We start from the raw sequence: 18152 nt of genomic DNA on the forward strand, positions 1-18152 counted from the left end.
CGGCCCGGGGCCCTGCCGCGGTGCGGCCGGTAGAGTCACCGCTCGTGCGAGTACTGGTGATCGGATCCGGCGGCCGCGAACACGCGCTTCTGGTGGGACTCTCGGCCGACCCGTCGGTGACGTCGTTGCACGTGGCACCCGGTAACGCCGGGACCGCGGCACTCGCCACCAACCACGCGGTCGATGTCGCCTCGAGCGAGGCCGTGGTCTCCCTCGCCGCGGAGGTCGACGCCGAACTGGTGGTCATCGGACCCGAGGTGCCGCTGGTCATGGGGGTCGCCGATGCGCTGCGTACCGCCGGCTTCGCGACGTTCGGTCCCTCGGCTGCCGCCGCGCAGATCGAGGGCTCGAAGGCGTTCGCGAAGGACGTCATGGCGGCGGCCGGGGTACGCACCGCCTACAGCGAGATCGTCGACACCCCCGCCCACCTCGATGCCGCGCTCGACCGCTTCGGTCCCACCTGGGTGGTCAAGGACGACGGTCTCGCCGCCGGCAAGGGCGTCGTCGTCTCGCCCGACCGCGATGCCGCCCGCGCCCACGCCGCCGATCTCCTCGAACTCGGCCACCCGGTGCTGCTCGAATCGTTCCTCGACGGCCCCGAGGTGTCGCTGTTCTGTCTCGTCGACGGCACCGACGTGGTGCCGCTGCTGCCCGCGCAGGACCACAAGCGCGTCGGCGACGGCGACCGCGGCCCCAACACCGGGGGGATGGGTGCCTACACCCCGCTGCCGTGGTTGCCCGACGGCGTGGTGGAGCAGATCGTCGACGAGGTGGTCCGGCCTGTGGCGGCCGAGATGGCCACGCGGGGAACGCCGTTCAGCGGGCTGCTCTACGCGGGCCTCGCGATCGGGCCCGACGGTCCCGCCGTCGTCGAGTTCAACTGTCGCTTCGGCGATCCCGAGACCCAGGCCGTCCTCGCGCTGCTCGATTCGCCGCTGGGTGAGGCCCTGCACGCGACCGCGACGGGTGCGCTGGCCTCACTCGCGCCCCTGGGGTGGCGCGACGGTGCGGCGGTGACCGTGGTCGTCGCCGCCGAGCACTACCCTGCGTCGCCGCGCACCGGCGACCCGATCACCGGCAGCGACGCCGAAGGAGTCCTCCACGCGGGCACCGCGTTCGGCGCCGACGGTGCGGTGATCTCCAGCGGCGGACGTGTGCTGAGCGTGGTGGGCACCGGCGCCGACCTCGGTGAGGCGCGCAAGCAGGCCTATGAACGACTCGCGGGTGTGAAACTGGCCGGGGCACATCACCGTTCCGACATCGGGCTGGCGGCGCTCGAGGGTCGCATCACCATCCCCACCTGAACCTCCGGGGATCAGGCCGCGAGGTTGCGGCCGAGGAACGCCAACTGGTCGGGGAGGACACTGCGCCAGAAGCGATTGTTGTGCCCGCCGGGCGCGGTGGTGAACGCCGCAGGCGGGTGGAGGCCGGCCATCCACTGGCGTGTGTAGAGGTAGAACTGGTCGCTCGCGCCGATGTCGATGAGCAACGGGATCTTCGCGAACGCGTTCTGCGCACCGAACATCGAGTTCGCCTGGTAGTCCTGCGGGCTGTCGAACGCACGTGGCGGGAACGTGCGCGGATCACCCCACAGCGCAGGCGAACTCGCGGCGATCGCGGCCACCCGCTGCGGGCCGAGGATGGCGCCGATCCGCAGTGCGCCGTAGCCACCCATCGACCATCCGTAGAGGCCGATCCGGTCGGTGCGCAGGCCCAGCGAGGTGTCGGAGGTGAGCATCGGGAGGAACTCGTCGATGATCATCGCCGCGGAATCGGCCCCGTCGAGGCGAGGGTGGTAGTAGTTGCGCCCGGTGTCGGGAGCGGCCAGCGCGAACGGCGCCGTCCCCGCCGCCACCGACTGCGCGAGATAGCGGTGCATCTGCAGACTCGAGTCGAACGCGGTGCGCTCGTCGGTGTTGAGCGCGTGCAGCACCAGCACCACCGGCAACAGACCGGTGACGCCGGGCGGCCGCGCCACCACCCAGCGCGTGTCGCGGCCGGCCATCTTCACCGACCGGAAACTGCCGGTGATCAGCGTCGGATCGTTCGGGGCGACCGATGTCGGCACCGTCGACTCCGGTGAGACCTCGTCCTCCCGTTGCGGTTGGGCCGCGCGACGCGGGTCCATCCGGCCACGGTCGTCGTCGGCGCAGGCCGCGAGCACCGGAGCACCACCGACGGCCAACGCCGACATCCCCAGCGCGGCACGCAGCACCGTACGACGATCGAGTGCGGTCATGAACCCGGTCGTCCCCTTCTGCTCTACCTCTGGTCTGTCTCGGCCCCCGCGCCGACATCGTGGTGTCGGCGAACGACTCCACAGGCTACCGGTGAACCCGCGCGACGTTAGTGTCGAGCCATGTCCGCACCAGGCAGTTCTCGAGCGGGGAGTGCGCGAGCCGGGGGTTCGCAGCGCTCCGACATCGCCATGTTCCACGTGATGGACGTCCTCGCCGCCAGCGCCGCCCGTCGCGCGGCAGGACTCGAGGTGGTGTCGCTGGCGGCAGGACAGCCGTCCACACCCGCCCCCGCGCCGGTGCTGCGGGCGGTGCGCTCGGCGCTGGCCACCGACGTGCTCGGCTACACCGAGTCGGCCGGCATCGCGCCGCTGCGCACCGCCATCGCCGGGCACTACCGGACGAGGTACGGCCTCGAGGTCGACCCGGCCGACGTCGTCGTCACCACCGGCTCGTCGGGTGCCTTCACGCTGATCTTCCTGGCCGCGTTCGATGTCGGGGACCGCGTCGCGATGGCCCGCCCGGGATACCCGGCCTACCGCAACACCCTGCGGGCGCTCGGGTGCGAGGTCGTCGAACTCGACTGCGGTGCCGCGACCGGATTCGTGCCCACCGTCGAGATGCTCGACGCCCTCGACTCCCCACCTGCGGGACTCATCGTGGCCAGCCCCGCCAACCCGACCGGCACCGTCATCACCCCGCACGATCTGGCCGCGCTGGCCACCTGGTGCGCCGACCACGGCACCCTGCTGATCTCCGACGAGATCTATCACGGCATCGAGTACGCCGGCCCCACGTCCTGCGCCTGGACCACGTCGCGGGAGTCGGTGGTGATGGGGTCGGTGTCGAAGTACTTCTCGATGACCGGATGGCGCCTGGGGTGGATGCTGGTGCCGCAGCGCTATCGACGCGGGGTCGAACGCCTCACCGCGAACCTCACCATCTGCCCGCCGGCGGTGTCGCAGGCGGCGGCCGTCGCCGCCTTCGACCCGGAGTCGATCGCCGAATGCGACTCGCACGTCGAGAGATACGCCGCCAACCGTGCGGTCCTGCTCGACGGTCTCGCCACCCTCGGCGTCACCGACATCGCCCCACCCGACGGCGCGTTCTACGTCTACGCCGACATCGGCGACGTCACCGACGACTCCCTGTCGTGGTGCGCGCGGGTGCTCGCCGACACCGGCGTCGCGATGGCGCCCGGCGCCGACTTCGACACCCGCTCGGGCAACCGGACGGTGCGGCTGAGCTTCGCCGGCACCACCGCCGAGATCGAACGTGGCCTGGAGTTGCTCACCCCGGTGTTCGAGACCTCGCGCCTGCACGCGGGCTGATCGCAGCACCGCCCGGGGGTAGGGCCGTTTCGGCCAAAACACGGTGACGTGCACCACACATTTGGCAGCATGATCGGATGACGTCGGCAGCCACGCCCAAGGGAATGCGACGGCGTGCCCGATTGATCTCCGCCGCAGCAGAACTCCTGCTCGAGGGCGGCTTCGACGCGGTGCGCCATCGCGCCGTCGCCGACCGTGCGGGGCTGCCGCTGGCGTCGACGACGTACTACTTCGAGTCCCTCGAAGACCTCATCGTGGAGGCCGTCACGTTCGCCTGTCACCACGACGAGGAGGCGATCCGGCTGCGGTCGGAGATGCTGACCCGCCGCCGGCGCGGACACGAGGCGACCGCCGAGGCGCTGGCCGACGTGTTCGTCGGCGACGGCACCACCCGCGACGAGCTGACGACGCGATACGAGATGATCGTGCTCTGCGCGCGGTTCCCGCGGCTGCGGCCGGTGCTCGCCAACCGCCGCAAACTCCTCGCCGGCCTGCACTGCGAGGTGCTCGAGAAGTCCGGCCGGGTGGGCAGTCCCGAGCGGGTCCACCAGCTGATGGCCGTGGTCGACGGCGCCGTCGTGGGGGCGCTCGCCGATTCGGTCGACGACGTCATGGAGGTCACGCGCATCGCGCTGTGCGACGTCGTCGACGTGTTGGCGCCGGTCCACGCCGACGACCGTCGACTGAACAGTCGGTGAACACGACCCCCGCCGTTCGGTGAACGCCGCCGGCCGGCCCTACCGTGAGGTCCCGTGATGACCTCTCGACGCCGCAGACTGCGCCCCCTCGCCGCCGCCCTCGCCCTCGCTGCCGTCGCCGCGGTCGGTCTGGCCGGGTGCGGGTCGGATTCCCCCGACGCCTCGTCGGCGTCGTCGTCATCGGCCTCGAGTGCCGCGCGGACGGTCGACCTGCAGGCACATCGGGGTGGTCGCGGCGAGCACACCGAGGAGTCGCTGTACGGCTTCGAGCAGTCGATCAAGCTCGGTGTGACCACCCTCGAGCTCGACATCGTCCTCACCAAGGACCTCGCGCCGATCATCTGGCACGACCCCACCATCGACGCCACCAAGTGTTCGGACACGGCGCCGGTGACCGCGGGCGACGCGCAGTTCCCCTATGTCGGGAAGGTCGTCCACGATCTCACCTACGCCCAGATCGAGACGCTCGACTGCGGCAAGAAGCTGGCTGCCTACCCCGACGCGAAGGTGGTCGAGGGCAATAAGATCGCCACGCTGCCACAGCTGTTCGCACTCGCCGACAAGTACGGCGCCGGTGTCCGCTACAACGTGGAGACCAAGATCGAGGGCGAGAAGCGCACCGAGTCGGCCACCCCGCAGCAGTACGTGGACGTGATCCTCGGCGCGGTGAAGGCGGCGAACAAGACCGACAAGGTCGAGATCCAGAGCTTCGACTGGCGCACCCTGCCGCTGGTGAAGCAGGCCGCACCGTCGATCCCGCTGGTCGCGTTGTGGGACGAGACGACCTGGAAGCCGAACTCGATGTGGACCGGATCGGTCGACTACGCCTCGGTGGGCGGTGACGTGATCGCCGGCGCGCAGAAGCTGGGTGTGCAGGTGCTCTCGCCGGGCTACTCGGTGCCCTACGGCCAGACCACGAAGGACAAGGACTTCGCGTTGGTCGCCGACAAGGCATTCGTGGAGCGCGCGCACGCGATGGGCTTCACGGTGGTGCCGTGGACTATCGACGACGTCGACGTGATGAACGCCCAGATCGACGCCGGCGCCGACGGCATCATCACCGACTACCCGACGCGGTTGCGCCAGGTCCTCGCCGACCGCGGCCTGCCGCTGCCGAAGGCCTACTCCTGACCCCACCCGCTGACGCCCGCAGTTGGGCACGTAACGCCCGCAGTTGGGCAGGTAACGCCCGCAGTTGGGCAGGTGACGACCGCAGTTGGGCAGGTGACGACCGCGGTTGGGCGGCCACGCCGGTCAGGGCACAATGAGCGCCGTGTCGGAAAAGCCTCGGATCTCCAATGTCCTCGCCGGTCGGTACGCATCGGCCGATCTGGTGGCGCTGTGGTCGCCGGAACACAAGATCGCCCTCGAGCGGCAACTGTGGATCGCGGTCCTCTCGTCGCAGCGTGATCTGGGTGTCGACGTCCCCGACGGCGTCATCGACGACTACACCCGCGTGATCGACCGGATCGACCTGTCGTCCATAGCCGATCGCGAGCGCGTCACCCGTCACGACGTGAAGGCCCGCATCGAGGAGTTCAACGCCCTCGCCGGCCACGAGCACATCCACAAGGGGATGACGAGCCGCGATCTCACCGAGAACGTCGAGCAGCTGCAGATCCTGCGTTCGCTCCAGCACGTGCACGCCCACGGGGTCGCGGTCGCGGCACGGCTGGCCGATCGCGCCGCGGAGTACTCGTCGATCGTGATGGCCGGGCGCAGCCACAACGTCGCCGCGCAGGCCACCACGCTGGGCAAGCGATTCGCCTCGGCCGCAGACGAACTCCTCGTGGCGTTGACCCGACTGCGGGAGCTGATCGACCGATACCCGTTGCGCGGCATCAAAGGCCCGATGGGCACCTCGCAGGACATGCTCGACCTCCTCGGCGGCGACGCCGCCAAGCTCTCCGAGCTGGAGTCGAAGATCGCTGCACACCTGGGTTTCTCGCACTCACTCACTTCGGTCGGCCAGGTGTACCCGCGGTCACTCGACCACGACGTCGTCTCCGCGCTGGTGCAGGTGGCGGCCGGCCCGTCGTCGCTGGCGCACACCATCCGACTGATGGCGGGCCACGAACTGGTGACCGAGGGCTTCCAACCTGGCCAGGTCGGTAGTTCGGCGATGCCGCACAAGATGAACACCCGCAGCTGCGAACGGGTCAACGGGCTCACCGTGATCCTGCGGGGATACGGATCGATGGCCGCCGAGCTCGCAGGCGCGCAATGGAACGAGGGCGACGTGTTCTGTTCGGTGGTGCGCCGCGTCGCGCTGCCGGACGCGTTTTTCGCCATCGACGGTCTGATGGAGACCTTCCTGACCGTGCTCGCCGAGTTCGGCGCGTACCCGGCGGTGATCGAGAAGGAACTCGCTCGCTATCTGCCGTTCCTCGCGACGACGAAGGTCCTTATCGCCGCCGTGCGTGCGGGCGTCGGACGCGAGACCGCTCACGCGGCGATCAAGGAGAACGCGGTCGCCGTCGCACTGGCCATGCGCGAGGAGGGCCGCGAACCCGACCTGCTCGACCGCCTCGCCGCCGACGACCGTCTTCCGCTCGACCGTGCGGCGCTCGACGCCGCCCTCGCCGACAAGCACGCGTTCATCGGCGCCGCCGAGGCACAGGTCGCCGTCGTCGTCGCCGCGGTCGGCCGTCTCGTCGAGCAGTACCCCGACGCCGCCGCGTACGCGCCGGCGCCGATCCTCTGACCGACTGCCGACCGCCGCTCAGCCGCCGGAGGCGATGACGGCCTCGATGTTGCGCTCGGCGAGGGCGGTGATCGTCAACGACGGGTTCGCCGTCCCGGTGGAACCCGGGATGAGCGCGCCGTCGACGACGTACAGGTCGCGATAGCCGTCGACACGACCATGGGTGTCGGTGGCGCGGCCGAGCACGACACCGCCGAGCGGGTGGGCGGTGAAGCGGGTGTTCACGTCCTTCGCCAACGGCCCTGCGCCGACACCGATCCCGCTGCGTTCGGCGATGCGGGAGTGCACCGCACGCAACGCGTTCTCGACGTCGCGGTTGCCACCCCGCGGCCACCGCAGGTCGACCTGTCCCGTGGAGCGGTCGAGCACGAATCGCCCACGGGTGCCGTCGAGCACCATGCCGAGTGAGCCGATCAGCGACAGGTCGACCGGGTTCCCGGGTACGTACCAGTTCTCCAGCGACACAGCGGTTCCGGTGGATTCGTCGACGATCCGCGTGGCCGACGGTGACGCCTGGACGAGACCGTTCGCGCGGAGATCGGGCCCGCGCACCAGGGCGGCGTCGCCGTTGGTGCCCCAGCCCTCGCCGACCGCGCCGCTCAGGTCCGGCAGGGTGCCGGTGTCGCGGGCGCGGACCAGAAGGGCCGAGGTCCCCATCGATCCGGCGCCGAGGAACTGGCGCCGACAGCCGATGGTGCGGTGACGGATCACGGTGCCGTCGGGTGCGAGTTCGGCGACGGTGATGACGAATCCGGTTGCGTCGCGACCGATGTCGATGGCCTCGTGGCGGGGGTGGATGCGTACCCGTCCGGTGGCCTCGGCCTGTCGGAGGTAGGTCGATCGGAGGTCGTTCTTGCTGCCGTCGGCGTTGCCGAGGTTCGATTCACCGATGATCGCCGAAGGCCGCACGGCGCCGCGGAGTTCGGCGCGCACGATGTCCCAGTTCCAGATGCCGTCGATGCGCTGCAGAGCGTGTCCGGCGCGACGGGCCTCGGCGTCCCACACCCGCGCGTGTGTGAAGGGTCCCGATGCCAGCACGTCGCCGGGCATCGGCGATCCGCCCAGACCTCGAAGCGCCCGGGCGTAGTACGGGGTCATCGCGTCGTGATCCAGGGTGGAGCCGAACACCGCCTCGAAGAAGCGACGTTCCGGGCGTACGAGGGCGCCGGTGAACACGAGTGATCCGCCGCCGACGCCCGCACCCCGCCACACCTCGAGGTCGCCGTGCTCGGTGGCCTCGAGCACTCCGCCGAAGGAGTCGACGGGGACCTGGGGCAGTCCGGTGAGCGGGACGGGGTTGACGGTGCGGCGCCAGTAGCCGCGCCCGTCGGGCAGCACGTCGTTGGCGAAGATCGCGCGGTGCGGGTCGATCGGCCAGCGGGAGCCGCGTTCCAGCACGGTGACGTCGAGTCCGGCCTGTCCCAGACGTGATGCGGTGACGGCGGCCCCGAACCCGGTGCCCACCACGATGGTGTCGCTGAACGCGGGCGCCGGCGGCACCCGGCGGTAGATCTCGGGGACCAGCGCACGGTAGGCGGGCTCGCCGATGGGCGAGGCGACGGCTCGGGCAGCCACCGAACCCACGGCTGCGGTGGCAGCGACACCGGCGGCGGCCCGCGTCGCCCCGTGATGAACGCACGTCTGTCGAGCACTGATGGACCCCCCGGCCGCTGATGGGTGCGGCGGTTCCGCACTCGTGTCCGCGGCCGCCACGGCGGGGCTCGTCACCTCCGGTGTGACCGCGTGGACACATCCTCACCATGAATCTGACATGCCGCCAATTCAGATGGGTCGAAGTGACGAGTCGGTGGTCGGGGCGCGGATGTGACGCCGGTCGGTCGGCATCGGTGAGTGTGGTCGGCGTCTACCCCGCGACCCCAGCGCGATCGGCGACGCCGGCGATGAACTGGGCCTGTCCGATGTGCAGCGTGATGTCGTTGACGACGCTCACCAGTCGGACCCCGGCGGTGACCGGCGGGTCCCAGTTCTCGTCGACGACCCGCTCGATCTCGTCGGCATCGACCCCGCGGACGTAGTCCAGCGTGGCGGAGTGCACGGCATGGAAGTACCCGGCCAACGTGGCGCCGTCGCCGGGCACCGCGGCGACCTCGTCGCTGGACTGTCCGTAGCCGGTGGCCCAGTCGTCGAAGGGGAGGTCGAACCGGTCGCGCCACTGCGGCCATACCTGATCGCGGCCCGACAGCCCGGTGATGTGGTCGTCGACGACCCGCGCCGAGTGCCAGATGAGCCAGGCGATGGTGTTCGCGTCGGCGTCGATCCGGTGTGTGAGCACCGCGGGATCGGCGTCGTCGGTCAGGGAGGAGACGGCGTCGTCGACACGGGTGAACGCGTCGACGAGGATGTCGTGCAGGGCGGTGGCGTCGTCGGCCATGGTGGCTCCTCAGGGGTCGGTGTCATGGTCGGGCGATCAGTGCAACGCGCTGCCGGCGCCCCGCCATCCCCGGCGCGAGCGACCGACCACGGCGCGGCCACTAGCCTGAGGGCATGCGTCCCACCCTCGAGTCGTACCGCCACGTGGCGTCGGGCAAGGTCCGCGAGCTCTACGAGATCGACGACGACACGCTGCTGATGGTGTCGTCGGACCGGATCTCCGCCTTTGACCACATCCTCACCACGCCCATCCCCGACAAGGGGCGGGTGCTGACCGCGATGTCGTTCTTCTGGTTCGACACCCTCGGCGTGCCCAACCACCTGGCCGGCAACGCCACCGACGAACGCATCCCGCGATCGGTCCTCGGGCGCTCGATGGTGGTGCGCAGGCTGCCGATGCTGCCCGTCGAATGCGTTGCCCGCGGGTACCTCACCGGATCGGGACTCCTCGACTACCGGGCGACCGGCGCGGTCTGCGGCATCGCACTGCCCACCGGCCTCGACGAGGCGTCGCAACTGCCCGAACCGATCTTCACGCCCGCGAGCAAGGCCGACCTCGGCGACCACGACGAGAACATCGACTTCGACGCCGTCGTCGGCAAGGTCGGGCCCGACGTGGCCCGGGCGGCCCGGGCGCTGACCCTCGACATCTACACGCGCGGCGTCGAACTGGCACGCGAGCGCGGGATCATCCTGGCCGACACCAAATTCGAGTTCGGCACCGACACCGACGGCGGTCTCGTGCTCGCCGACGAGGTGATGACCCCGGACAGTTCCCGCTACTGGGACGCACAGACCTACACCCCGGGACAGGTGCAGCCGAGTTTCGACAAGCAGATCGTGCGCAATTGGCTCACCGGCCCCGATTCCGGGTGGGACAAGGCCGCCGACGGTCCGCCACCGCCCCTGCCCGACGATGTCGCCGAGCGCACCCGTCGCCGGTACATCGATGCCTACGAACGTATCTCGGGTCTGTCGTTCGACGACTGGCCGAAGGAGGAGCAATGACCACCGCACCACAGGTTCCCGCCGCAAAGAAGGTCCCGGTCACCCGCGTCCACCACGGCGACGAGGTGGTCGACGCCTACGAGTGGCTGCGCGAGAAGGACGATCCCGAGGTCATCGCCTTCCTCGAGGCGCAGAACGCGCTCACCGAGGCCGACACCGCCGAGCTGGCCGATCTGCGCACGGCGATCTACGGCGAGATCAAGGCGCGCACACAGGAAACCGACATGTCGGTGCCGTCGCGCCGGGGGAAATACTGGTACTACGCGCGGACGGTCGAGGGCAAGCAGTACCCACTGCGGTGTCGTGCGCCGATCGCCGGCGACGACGACTGGGACCCGCCGACGGTGTCGGGCGATGACCCGCTCCCCGGTGAACAGGTTCTGCTCGACTCCAACCTCGACGCCGAGGGAACCGATTTCTACAGTCTCGGCGCGTTCTCGGTGACCGACGACGGCGATCTGCTGGCCTACAGCGTCGACGTCAAGGGCGACGAGCGGTACACGTTGCGGTTCAAAGATCTTCGCACCGGTGAGATGCTGGCCGAGACGGTCGAGAACACCGCGCCCGGGGCGACGTGGTCGCACGACGGCAGGCACATCTTCTACCTCACCGTCGACGACGCCTGGCGTCCCGACACCGTGTGGCGCCACGATCTCGGCGCCGGTACCGACGATGTGAAGGTCTTCCACGAGCCCGACGAACGGTTCTGGGTCGGCATCGGCGGCACCCGGAGCGACAAGTACCTGATGATCGGGCTGGGCTCGAAGATCACCTCCGAGGTGCACGTCCTCTCGGCCGACGACCCGACCGGCGAGTTCCGGGTGGTGTGGCCGCGTCGCGACGGCGTCGAATACGACGTCGAGCACGCCGTCATCGGAGGCGAGGACCGGTTCCTCATCACCCACAACGAGAACGCCGAGAACTTCGAGCTGCTCGACGCCCCGGCCGACGACCCCACCGACACCCGCGTCCTCGTCCCGCACGCCGACGAGATGCGCATCGAGGGTGTCGACGTATTCGCCGACCAGCTGGTGCTCAGCTACCGACGCGGCGCGACCCCGCGGATCTCCATCGCCGACATCCGCGACGTCTCGAGCGCGACCGAGGTGTCGTTCGAGGAGCTCACCTTCGACGAGCCGCTGTCGACGGCGGGCCTCGCCGGCAACCCCGAGTGGGCGGCGCCGCGCCTGCGCATCGGGTACTCCAGCTTCATCGAGCCCAGCGAGGTCATCGACCTCGACGTGCGCACCGGCGAGCGGATCCTGCTCAAACGGCAAGTGGTGCTGGGGGAGTACGACGCCGGTGATTACGAGCAGCGACGCGAATGGGTCACCGCCGCCGACGGCACGCAGATCCCGTTGTCGATCGTGAGCCGCAAGGATGTGTCGCGGCCGGCGCCCACCCTGCTCTACGGGTACGGCTCCTACGAGGCGAGCATGGATCCCGGCTTCTCGATCGCCCGGCTGTCGCTGCTCGACCGCGGTGTCGTGTTCGTCATCGCCCACGTCCGCGGCGGCGGCGAGATGGGGCGGCACTGGTATGAGAACGGCAAGACGCTCACCAAGAAGAACACCTTCACCGACTTCGTCGACGCCGCGCGGCATCTCGTCGACACCGGCGCCACGACGCCGTCGCAGCTGGTGGGGGAGGGCGGCTCGGCCGGTGGCCTGCTCATCGGCGCCGTCGCCAACCTCGCTCCCGAGCTGTTCAGCGGCATCCTTGCCGTCGTCCCGTTCGTGGACCCGTTGACGTCGATCCTCGATCCGTCGTTGCCGCTGACCGTCATCGAGTGGGACGAGTGGGGCAACCCGCTCGAGAACGCCGAGGTCTACGAGTACATGAAGTCGTACTCGCCGTACGAGAACGTCGCGGCCGTGGCGTACCCCTCGATCCTGGCGATCACCTCGCTCAACGATACCCGCGTGATGTACACCGAGGCCGCGAAATGGGTTGCGCGTCTGCAGGACACCACCACGTCCGACAACCCGATCCTGTTGAAGACGGAGATGAGCGCCGGACACGGGGGCGTCAGCGGTCGCTACAAGCAATGGGAAGAAGTCGCCTTCGAACACGCCTGGGTCCTCCGCCAGACCCGAGCCATCTGACCCCCCACCCCCACCCCGCCAGTTGGGCATGTAACGACCGCAGTTGGGCACGTGACGACGGTCACGCGGGTCGCGCCGCACGGGTCGATGATTCGTATCCCCGGATCGCGAGCTCTTCGGCGATCCGATCGGTGACCCCGTGGGGGTCGGCAGACATGCGCTCGCCGGTCACTCGCAAGGGTTCCCAGCCCAGATCGCGCGTTTTCATGTCGCGCCGCGAGTCGCGTGCGCGGTCTGCCGGGGACGTGTGGAAATCGACGCCGTCGTAGTCGATGCCGATCTTGTAGCGACGGTAGCCCAGGTCGAATCGTGCGATCTCGTGGCCGCGGTGATCAGTGATCACGATCTGCGACTCCGGGCGGGGGAGGCCGTGGCGGATCATCAAGAGGCGAAGCCAACTCTCCCCGGGTGACTCCGCCTTCGGGTCGATCAGGGCGGACAGCTCTCGCAGCTGACGTATTCCTTTGGTTCGTGGATGATCTCGCGCGTATGTCCACAGCTGTCGGAGGTCGAGATCGGTCTGCCTGGCGAGGTCGTCGAGGCGGCCGAGGGCACGCCAATCCGGGGTGCGACGCCCCAGGTCGTACGCGGTTCGGACGGGATTGGTGACCGCCAGACCGTCGATCATCATGACGTCGGCCGAATCGAGCTGGTCGGTACGGGTGACGCGGACGGAGTCGAACCTTCGGCCCTGTCCGTTCAGATCGCGGATCAACTCGATGTCGGGATCATGATCCACGTAGGTCACCCCGTGGAGAATGGCCGCACTGATCCCGGCGACCACGGCTCCCGGTCCGGCTCGTAATGCTGCGGCCCTGATCAGGTCCTTCGCGCCGACCGCCACGGTCGGGTCAACGTAGACGCCGCGTTGGAGCCTGCGGAATTCACGTCGGACCGCCTTTGCGGCGGAGTCGGTGCGGATCAATGCGGATTCTGTTCCCCAGAAAGGGTGCTGCGTGCGTTCCATGGGTTGTTGGACGTCGGCGGGCGCGAGGTGGTTTCACCGATCTCGACGACGAGTCCGACGCGTCGAGTCCCCAACTGGGTCGCCAAGTGCCCAACCGCGGTCGTTACGTGCCCAACTGCGGTCGTTACGTGCCCAATCGCGGTCGTTACGTGCCCAACTGCGGTCGTTACGTGCCCAATCGCGGTCGTTAGTGCCCAACTGCGGTCGTTACGTGCCCAACTGGCGGGGTGGGCGGTCGGTGGAGCGGGGCGGTTGGGGCGGTCGGGTACCGGGGGCAGAGATGACACGAGCCCCGCCGGTGTGCGGCGGGGCTCGTGGGTCGAACGGGTCGGGCGATCAGTGCATCATCACCGGGGCGGCCTTGACGGGCTCGCCGTTCTCGTCGACCGGGGTGGCGACGGCGATCTTCTTGCGGGGCAGGAAGAACGCCGGGACCAGACAGATCACGATGAGCACCACGGCGACGACGAAGGTGTCGCCGAACGCGCCGGCCGAGGCGCTCGGTGTCGGTGCGGCCAGGCCCTTGAGGTTGGTCGCGAGGATCACCGAGATGACCGCGGTGCCGATGGAGGCGGCGGTCTGCTGGACGACGTTGACCAGGGTCGAGCCGTCGGCGACGCTCTCGGCCTTCAGCGTGGCCAGTGCGGCCGACATCATCGGCATCATCGACATGCCCATGCCGAGACCCTGCACGAACAGCGCTCCGCCGAGCAGCCAGTACGAGGTGCCCGCTCCGAGGAACATGAACACGCCGAGACCGATCGCGATGAGCACGATGCCGGTGAGCACGAACTTGCCGGGGCCGATCTTGTCGGTCATGCGACCGGCGATCGGCATCGTCAGCATCGCGCCGAGACCCTGCGGCGCGACCAGCAGGCCGGCCATCAGCGTCGACTCGCCCCGCACGCCGATGAAGTACTGCGGGAACAGCAGCGACGCACCGAAGAACGCGATCAGGAAGAACGTGAACGTGACGACGGTGATGCTCAGCGTGCGGTTGCGGAACAACCTGAGATCGAGCAGCGGGGTCTTGCCGCGCAGGGCGTGGACCACGAACGAGACGATCAGCACCGCACCGATCACCATCGGGATCAACACCTTCGCCGACATGAACGTGCCCTCGGAGTTCGACGACGAGACGCCGTAGAGGAACACCGCGAGGCCGGGGGACAGCAGCAGCAGTCCGACGAAGTCGAACGGGGGCTTGGACTTCTCCTCCTCGCCGTCGAGGATCCACGCCGAGTACGCGATGGCGAGGATGCCGATCGGGACGTTGATGAGGAAGATCCAGTGCCACGACACGAACTCGATGAGCACGCCGCCGAGGATCGGGCCGGCGATGGGTCCGAGCAGCATGGGGATACCGAGAACGGCCATGATCGAGCCGACGCGCTCGGGACCCGCTGCGCGCGTGAGGATCATCATGCCGACGGGCATCAGCATGCCGCCGCCGGCGCCCTGCAGCATGCGGAACGCGACGAGCGATCCGATGTTCCATGCGAAGGCACAGAGGATGGAACCGAGCACGAACAGCACCAGCGAGGTGAGGTAGACGTTCTTGGTGCCGAAACGTGCTGTGGCCCAGCTCGAGAGCGGGATCACCGCGGCGAGCGCGAGGGTGTAGCCGGTGGCCGTCCAGGCGGCGTTGGCGGCGGAGGTGTTGAACACGTCCTGGAAGGTGTTCTGCGCCACGGCCACGACCGTGGTGTCGAGGATCGACATGATCGCGCCGAGCACGACCACGGCGGCGACCTTCAGGGTCCGGGCGTCGAGCCCCGATCCCTGATCGGTCGATGGTGTCGAGGAGGTCATCAGTCCACTTTCTGATGGTGCCGGTGAACGAACACCGGATCGGATTCGGACAGGTAGTCGCCGCTGACTATCGAGTGCAGAGCGTCGTACAGGTTGGTGCGCAGTTCGGCGGGCAGCCGGCCGACGAAGTGCCGGAACTGCTCCTCCTTGCTGTCGAGATGGGCGTTGACGACGGTGTGGCCCTCGTCGGTGAGGGACACCCGCTTGATGCGGCGGTCGTGGCTGTCCTCGCGTCGATCGACGAGTCCCAGGCCCACGAGCTTGTCCACGTTGCGACCGGTGGCCGCGACGGACAGGTGCAACGCCTCACCGAGTTCGTTCACCGACAACGCCCGCCCGCGGCCCGCGAGGACCATGAGGGTGCGGAAGTGCGAGAACGAGATCTCGGTGTTGAACAGGCTGTCGAGCGCATCGACCTCGGCCGTGGTCATGAGGCGCCCGAGGAACTCGACGAGGACGTCGAACGTCTGTTCCGTGGACGCCGCGGTGTCCACGGAGGCGTCGGGGTCGGTGATGGTCACCGGAAAAAGGTAATGCCCGCGCAACTATTGCCGCCACCGCAATTGTTGTGACATGGCGCACGTCGGCCGGAAATCGCATGTGAGACGCGTCACGGACGTCGGGAGAGCCCCGTGACTACGCTCGTCCCATGACCTCCATCAAGTCCATCCCGCTCACCACCCTCCAGGGTTCCGACACCAGCCTCGCGGAGTTCGACGGTCCCGTCCTCGTCGTCAACGTGGCCAGCAAATGCGGCCTCACGCCGCAGTACACCGGGCTGGAGAAGATCGCCGAGGACTACCGCGATCGCGGGCTCACCGTCGTCGGCGTGCCCTGCAACCAGTTCATGGGTCAGGAACCCGGAACCGCGGAGGAGATCGAGACGTTCTGCTCGACCACCTACGGCGTGACCTTCCCGCTGCTGGAGAAGGTCGACGTCAACGGCGACAACCGCCATCCGCTCTACGCCGAGCTCACCCAGGCGTCCGATGATTCCGGCGAGGCCGGCGACGTGCAATGGAATTTCGAGAAGTTCCTCCTCGACGCCGACGGCACCGTGGTGAAGCGTTTCCGCCCGCGCACCGAGCCCGACGCCCCCGAGGTCATCGAGGCCATCGAATCCGTTCTCTCCTGAGAGTTGGCACGCCGTACACGGCGACATAACCGACGGCTCACCTGCCGAACGGACACTCGGGGACATGGCAGGACAGTTGTATGTGTCGGTCTCGGGGATCCGTGCCGACACCCTCACCGACACGCAGGCCTTCGTCGACGACCTCGCCCGCCGCGAGGTGCCCACCTCGCTGCTGGTGTCACCGCGGCTCAAGCACGGTTATCGCCTGGGCGACGACGCCGAGACCGTCGACTGGCTGCGCGAGCGCCGATCGGGTGACGACGCGATCGTGCTGCACGGCTACGACCAGGCGGCGACGAAGCGACGTCGCGCCGAGTTCGCGGTGATCGACACCCACGAGGCCGCGCTGCGCCTCGCCGCCGCCGACCGGGTGCTCGAGGCGGCCGGTCTGCGGACACGCCTGTTCGCCGCGCCCCGGTGGACGGCGTCGGCGGGCGCGACGGCCGCGCTTCCGGCCGCCGGGTTCCGGGTGAACCTGGGTTTCACGGGGTGGGACGACCTGGTCACCGGCCAGTTCACCCGCGCCCGCGTCCTCGGCTTCGGCGACGGCTTCCGCGCCGACGCGTGGTGGGCGCGGATGGTCGTGGTCTCGACCAACCGGACGGCCCGACGCGGCGGGGTGGTGCGGCTGTCGATCGCCGCCAAGCACCTGCAGACCCCGATCGCGCGGCAGACGCTCCTCGACTGCGTAGACCTGTCGCGTCACCACGGGTTGACGCCGGTCACCTACCGCCGTCTCACCGGGGTCGCCGCCGGGCGCGGCGCCGCCTGACCGGTAAAGTCGTCTCGACCGAGAACCCTCAGGATCGAGTACCGGCCGATCGGAATCAGGAGCGCACTCTCATGGCACGTGTGGTGGTCGATGTGATGCCCAAGACGGAGATCCTCGACCCGCAGGGTCAGGCCATCGTGGGGGCACTGGGACGGCTGGGCTTCTCCGGCATCTCCGATGTCCGCCAGGGCAAGCGGTTCGAACTCGAGGTCGACGGCACCGTCGACGACGTCGCACTCGACCGCATCGCGGCGGAGTTGCTGGCCAATACCGTGATCGAGAACTTCACCGTCTCCCGGGCCGAGCAGTGACCGCACGCATCGGCGTCATCACCTTCCCGGGCACCCTCGACGACGTCGACGCCTCGCGGGCGGTCCGGCTCGCCGGTGCCACCCCGGTCGAGTTGTGGCACGCCGACACCGACCTGCAGGGGGTCGACGCAGTCGTCGTACCCGGCGGGTTCTCCTACGGCGACTACCTGCGTGCCGGCGCCATCGCGCGGTTCGCGCCCATGATGGGTTCGGTCGTGGAGGCCGCCACCCGTGGCGTCCCGATCCTGGGTATCTGCAACGGTTTCCAGGTGCTGTGCGAGGCCGGTCTGCTGCCCGGCGCGCTCACCCGCAACATCGGTCTGCACTTCGTGTGCCGTGACCAGTGGCTCGAGGTCGCCTCCACCACCTCTGCGTGGAGCAGCCGCTTCGAGCCCGGCGCCGAGATCCTGGTGCCGCTCAAATCCGGTGAGGGACGCTACGTCGCGTCCGAGGAGGTCCTCGACGAACTCGAGGGCGAGGGCCGCGTCGTGTTCCGCTACGCCGGGGACAACCCGAACGGTTCTATGCGCTCGATCGCCGGCATCTCCAGCGCCGACGGCCGCGTCGTCGGGCTCATGCCGCATCCCGAACACGCCACCGAGCCGCTCACCGGACCCAGCGACGACGGGCTCGGGTTGTTCTACTCGGCACTCGACGCCGTGCTGGCCACCGCCTGATCCC

Annotated in this window: 17 protein-coding genes; 11 read left to right on the forward strand and 6 right to left on the reverse strand. The window is 69.0% G+C overall.

Annotated elements, in window-relative coordinates; genetic code table 11:
- Positions 1–44 precede the first annotated feature (44 nt).
- Positions 45–1304, forward strand: a complete 1260-nt coding sequence (purD, locus tag TU34_RS05195) for a phosphoribosylamine--glycine ligase (RefSeq protein WP_045821840.1) — start codon at positions 45–47, stop codon at positions 1302–1304.
- Between the two features lie 11 nt (positions 1305–1315).
- Here purD and TU34_RS05200 read toward each other — a convergent pair whose 3' ends face one another.
- Positions 1316–2239 carry an alpha/beta hydrolase gene (locus tag TU34_RS05200; protein WP_045821763.1) on the reverse strand — a complete coding sequence of 308 codons (924 nt, stop codon included), beginning with the start codon at positions 2237–2239 and terminating at the stop codon, positions 1316–1318.
- A 120-nt stretch (positions 2240–2359) separates the two neighbouring features.
- Between TU34_RS05200 and TU34_RS05205 the strand changes: the two genes are divergently transcribed.
- The 4 genes from TU34_RS05205 to purB all read left to right on the forward strand — a co-directional run bounded on the left by TU34_RS05205 (position 2360) and on the right by purB (position 6970).
- Positions 2360–3568, forward strand: a complete 1209-nt coding sequence (locus TU34_RS05205; RefSeq protein ID WP_045821764.1) for an aminotransferase class I/II-fold pyridoxal phosphate-dependent enzyme — start codon at positions 2360–2362, stop codon at positions 3566–3568.
- 77 nt (positions 3569–3645) lie between these two features.
- The gene (locus tag TU34_RS05210; RefSeq protein ID WP_045821765.1) at positions 3646–4266 is read left to right on the forward strand and encodes a TetR/AcrR family transcriptional regulator; all 621 of its coding nucleotides are present in this window, start codon (positions 3646–3648) and stop codon (positions 4264–4266) included.
- 78 nt (positions 4267–4344) lie between these two features.
- Positions 4345–5397 (forward strand): glycerophosphodiester phosphodiesterase family protein, encoded by a 1053-nt coding sequence (locus TU34_RS05215; RefSeq protein WP_420835160.1) that lies wholly within the window; start codon positions 4345–4347, stop codon positions 5395–5397.
- A 142-nt stretch (positions 5398–5539) separates the two neighbouring features.
- Positions 5540–6970, forward strand: coding sequence for an adenylosuccinate lyase (gene purB, locus TU34_RS05220; RefSeq protein WP_420835158.1), 1431 nt, complete (start codon positions 5540–5542; stop codon positions 6968–6970).
- Between the two features lie 18 nt (positions 6971–6988).
- Here purB and TU34_RS05225 read toward each other — a convergent pair whose 3' ends face one another.
- Both TU34_RS05225 and TU34_RS05230 read right to left on the reverse strand, forming a co-directional pair.
- On the reverse strand, positions 6989–8545 hold the full coding sequence (locus TU34_RS05225) for a GMC oxidoreductase (protein ID WP_238981169.1): 1557 nt from the start codon (positions 8543–8545) through the stop codon (positions 6989–6991).
- A gap of 289 nt (positions 8546–8834) precedes the next feature.
- Positions 8835–9362 (reverse strand): mycothiol transferase, encoded by a 528-nt coding sequence (locus tag TU34_RS05230; protein WP_045821767.1) that lies wholly within the window; start codon positions 9360–9362, stop codon positions 8835–8837.
- Between the two features lie 113 nt (positions 9363–9475).
- On the opposite strand from TU34_RS05230, the gene TU34_RS05235 reads away from it, so the two are divergent.
- Entirely contained in the window at positions 9476–10369 is an 894-nt protein-coding gene (locus tag TU34_RS05235; protein ID WP_045821768.1) for a phosphoribosylaminoimidazolesuccinocarboxamide synthase, read from the forward strand.
- Positions 10366–12474: a S9 family peptidase gene (locus tag TU34_RS05240; protein ID WP_045821769.1), complete on the forward strand. Its 2109-nt coding sequence runs from the start codon at positions 10366–10368 to the stop codon at positions 12472–12474. Before TU34_RS05235 ends, TU34_RS05240 begins: the two co-directional genes overlap by 4 nt.
- Positions 12475–12535: 61 nt before the next feature.
- On the opposite strand, the gene TU34_RS05245 is transcribed toward TU34_RS05240, so the two are convergent.
- From TU34_RS05245 to TU34_RS05255, 3 genes are all read right to left on the reverse strand, one after another.
- The gene (locus TU34_RS05245; protein WP_065973505.1) at positions 12536–13441 is read right to left on the reverse strand and encodes a hypothetical protein; all 906 of its coding nucleotides are present in this window, start codon (positions 13439–13441) and stop codon (positions 12536–12538) included.
- A 336-nt stretch (positions 13442–13777) separates the two neighbouring features.
- Positions 13778–15253, reverse strand: a complete 1476-nt coding sequence (locus TU34_RS05250) for a DHA2 family efflux MFS transporter permease subunit (RefSeq protein WP_045821770.1) — start codon at positions 15251–15253, stop codon at positions 13778–13780.
- Complete coding sequence (locus TU34_RS05255) at positions 15253–15774, reverse strand: MarR family winged helix-turn-helix transcriptional regulator (RefSeq protein ID WP_238981170.1); 522 nt, start codon at positions 15772–15774, stop codon at positions 15253–15255. The genes TU34_RS05250 and TU34_RS05255 overlap by 1 nt, the downstream gene beginning before the upstream one ends.
- A 128-nt stretch (positions 15775–15902) precedes the next feature.
- Here TU34_RS05255 and TU34_RS05260 point away from each other — a divergent pair, with 128 nt between their 5' ends.
- The 4 genes from TU34_RS05260 (at position 15903) to purQ (ending at position 18148) form a co-directional block, all read left to right on the forward strand.
- Positions 15903–16388 (forward strand): glutathione peroxidase, encoded by a 486-nt coding sequence (locus tag TU34_RS05260; RefSeq protein WP_045821771.1) that lies wholly within the window; start codon positions 15903–15905, stop codon positions 16386–16388.
- 64 nt (positions 16389–16452) lie between these two features.
- Positions 16453–17160: a DUF2334 domain-containing protein gene (locus tag TU34_RS05265; RefSeq protein WP_045821772.1), complete on the forward strand. Its 708-nt coding sequence runs from the start codon at positions 16453–16455 to the stop codon at positions 17158–17160.
- 71 nt (positions 17161–17231) lie between these two features.
- The gene (gene purS / locus TU34_RS05270) at positions 17232–17471 is read left to right on the forward strand and encodes a phosphoribosylformylglycinamidine synthase subunit PurS (protein WP_045821773.1); all 240 of its coding nucleotides are present in this window, start codon (positions 17232–17234) and stop codon (positions 17469–17471) included.
- A complete protein-coding gene (gene purQ / locus TU34_RS05275; protein ID WP_045821774.1) occupies positions 17468–18148 on the forward strand; it encodes a phosphoribosylformylglycinamidine synthase subunit PurQ in 681 nt (226 codons plus the stop codon). Before purS ends, purQ begins: the two co-directional genes overlap by 4 nt.
- Positions 18149–18152: the final 4 nt, after the last annotated feature.

The organism is Williamsia herbipolensis (genome assembly GCF_000964005.1).
In the GTDB taxonomy this organism is placed as follows: domain Bacteria; phylum Actinomycetota; class Actinomycetes; order Mycobacteriales; family Mycobacteriaceae; genus Williamsia_A; species Williamsia_A herbipolensis.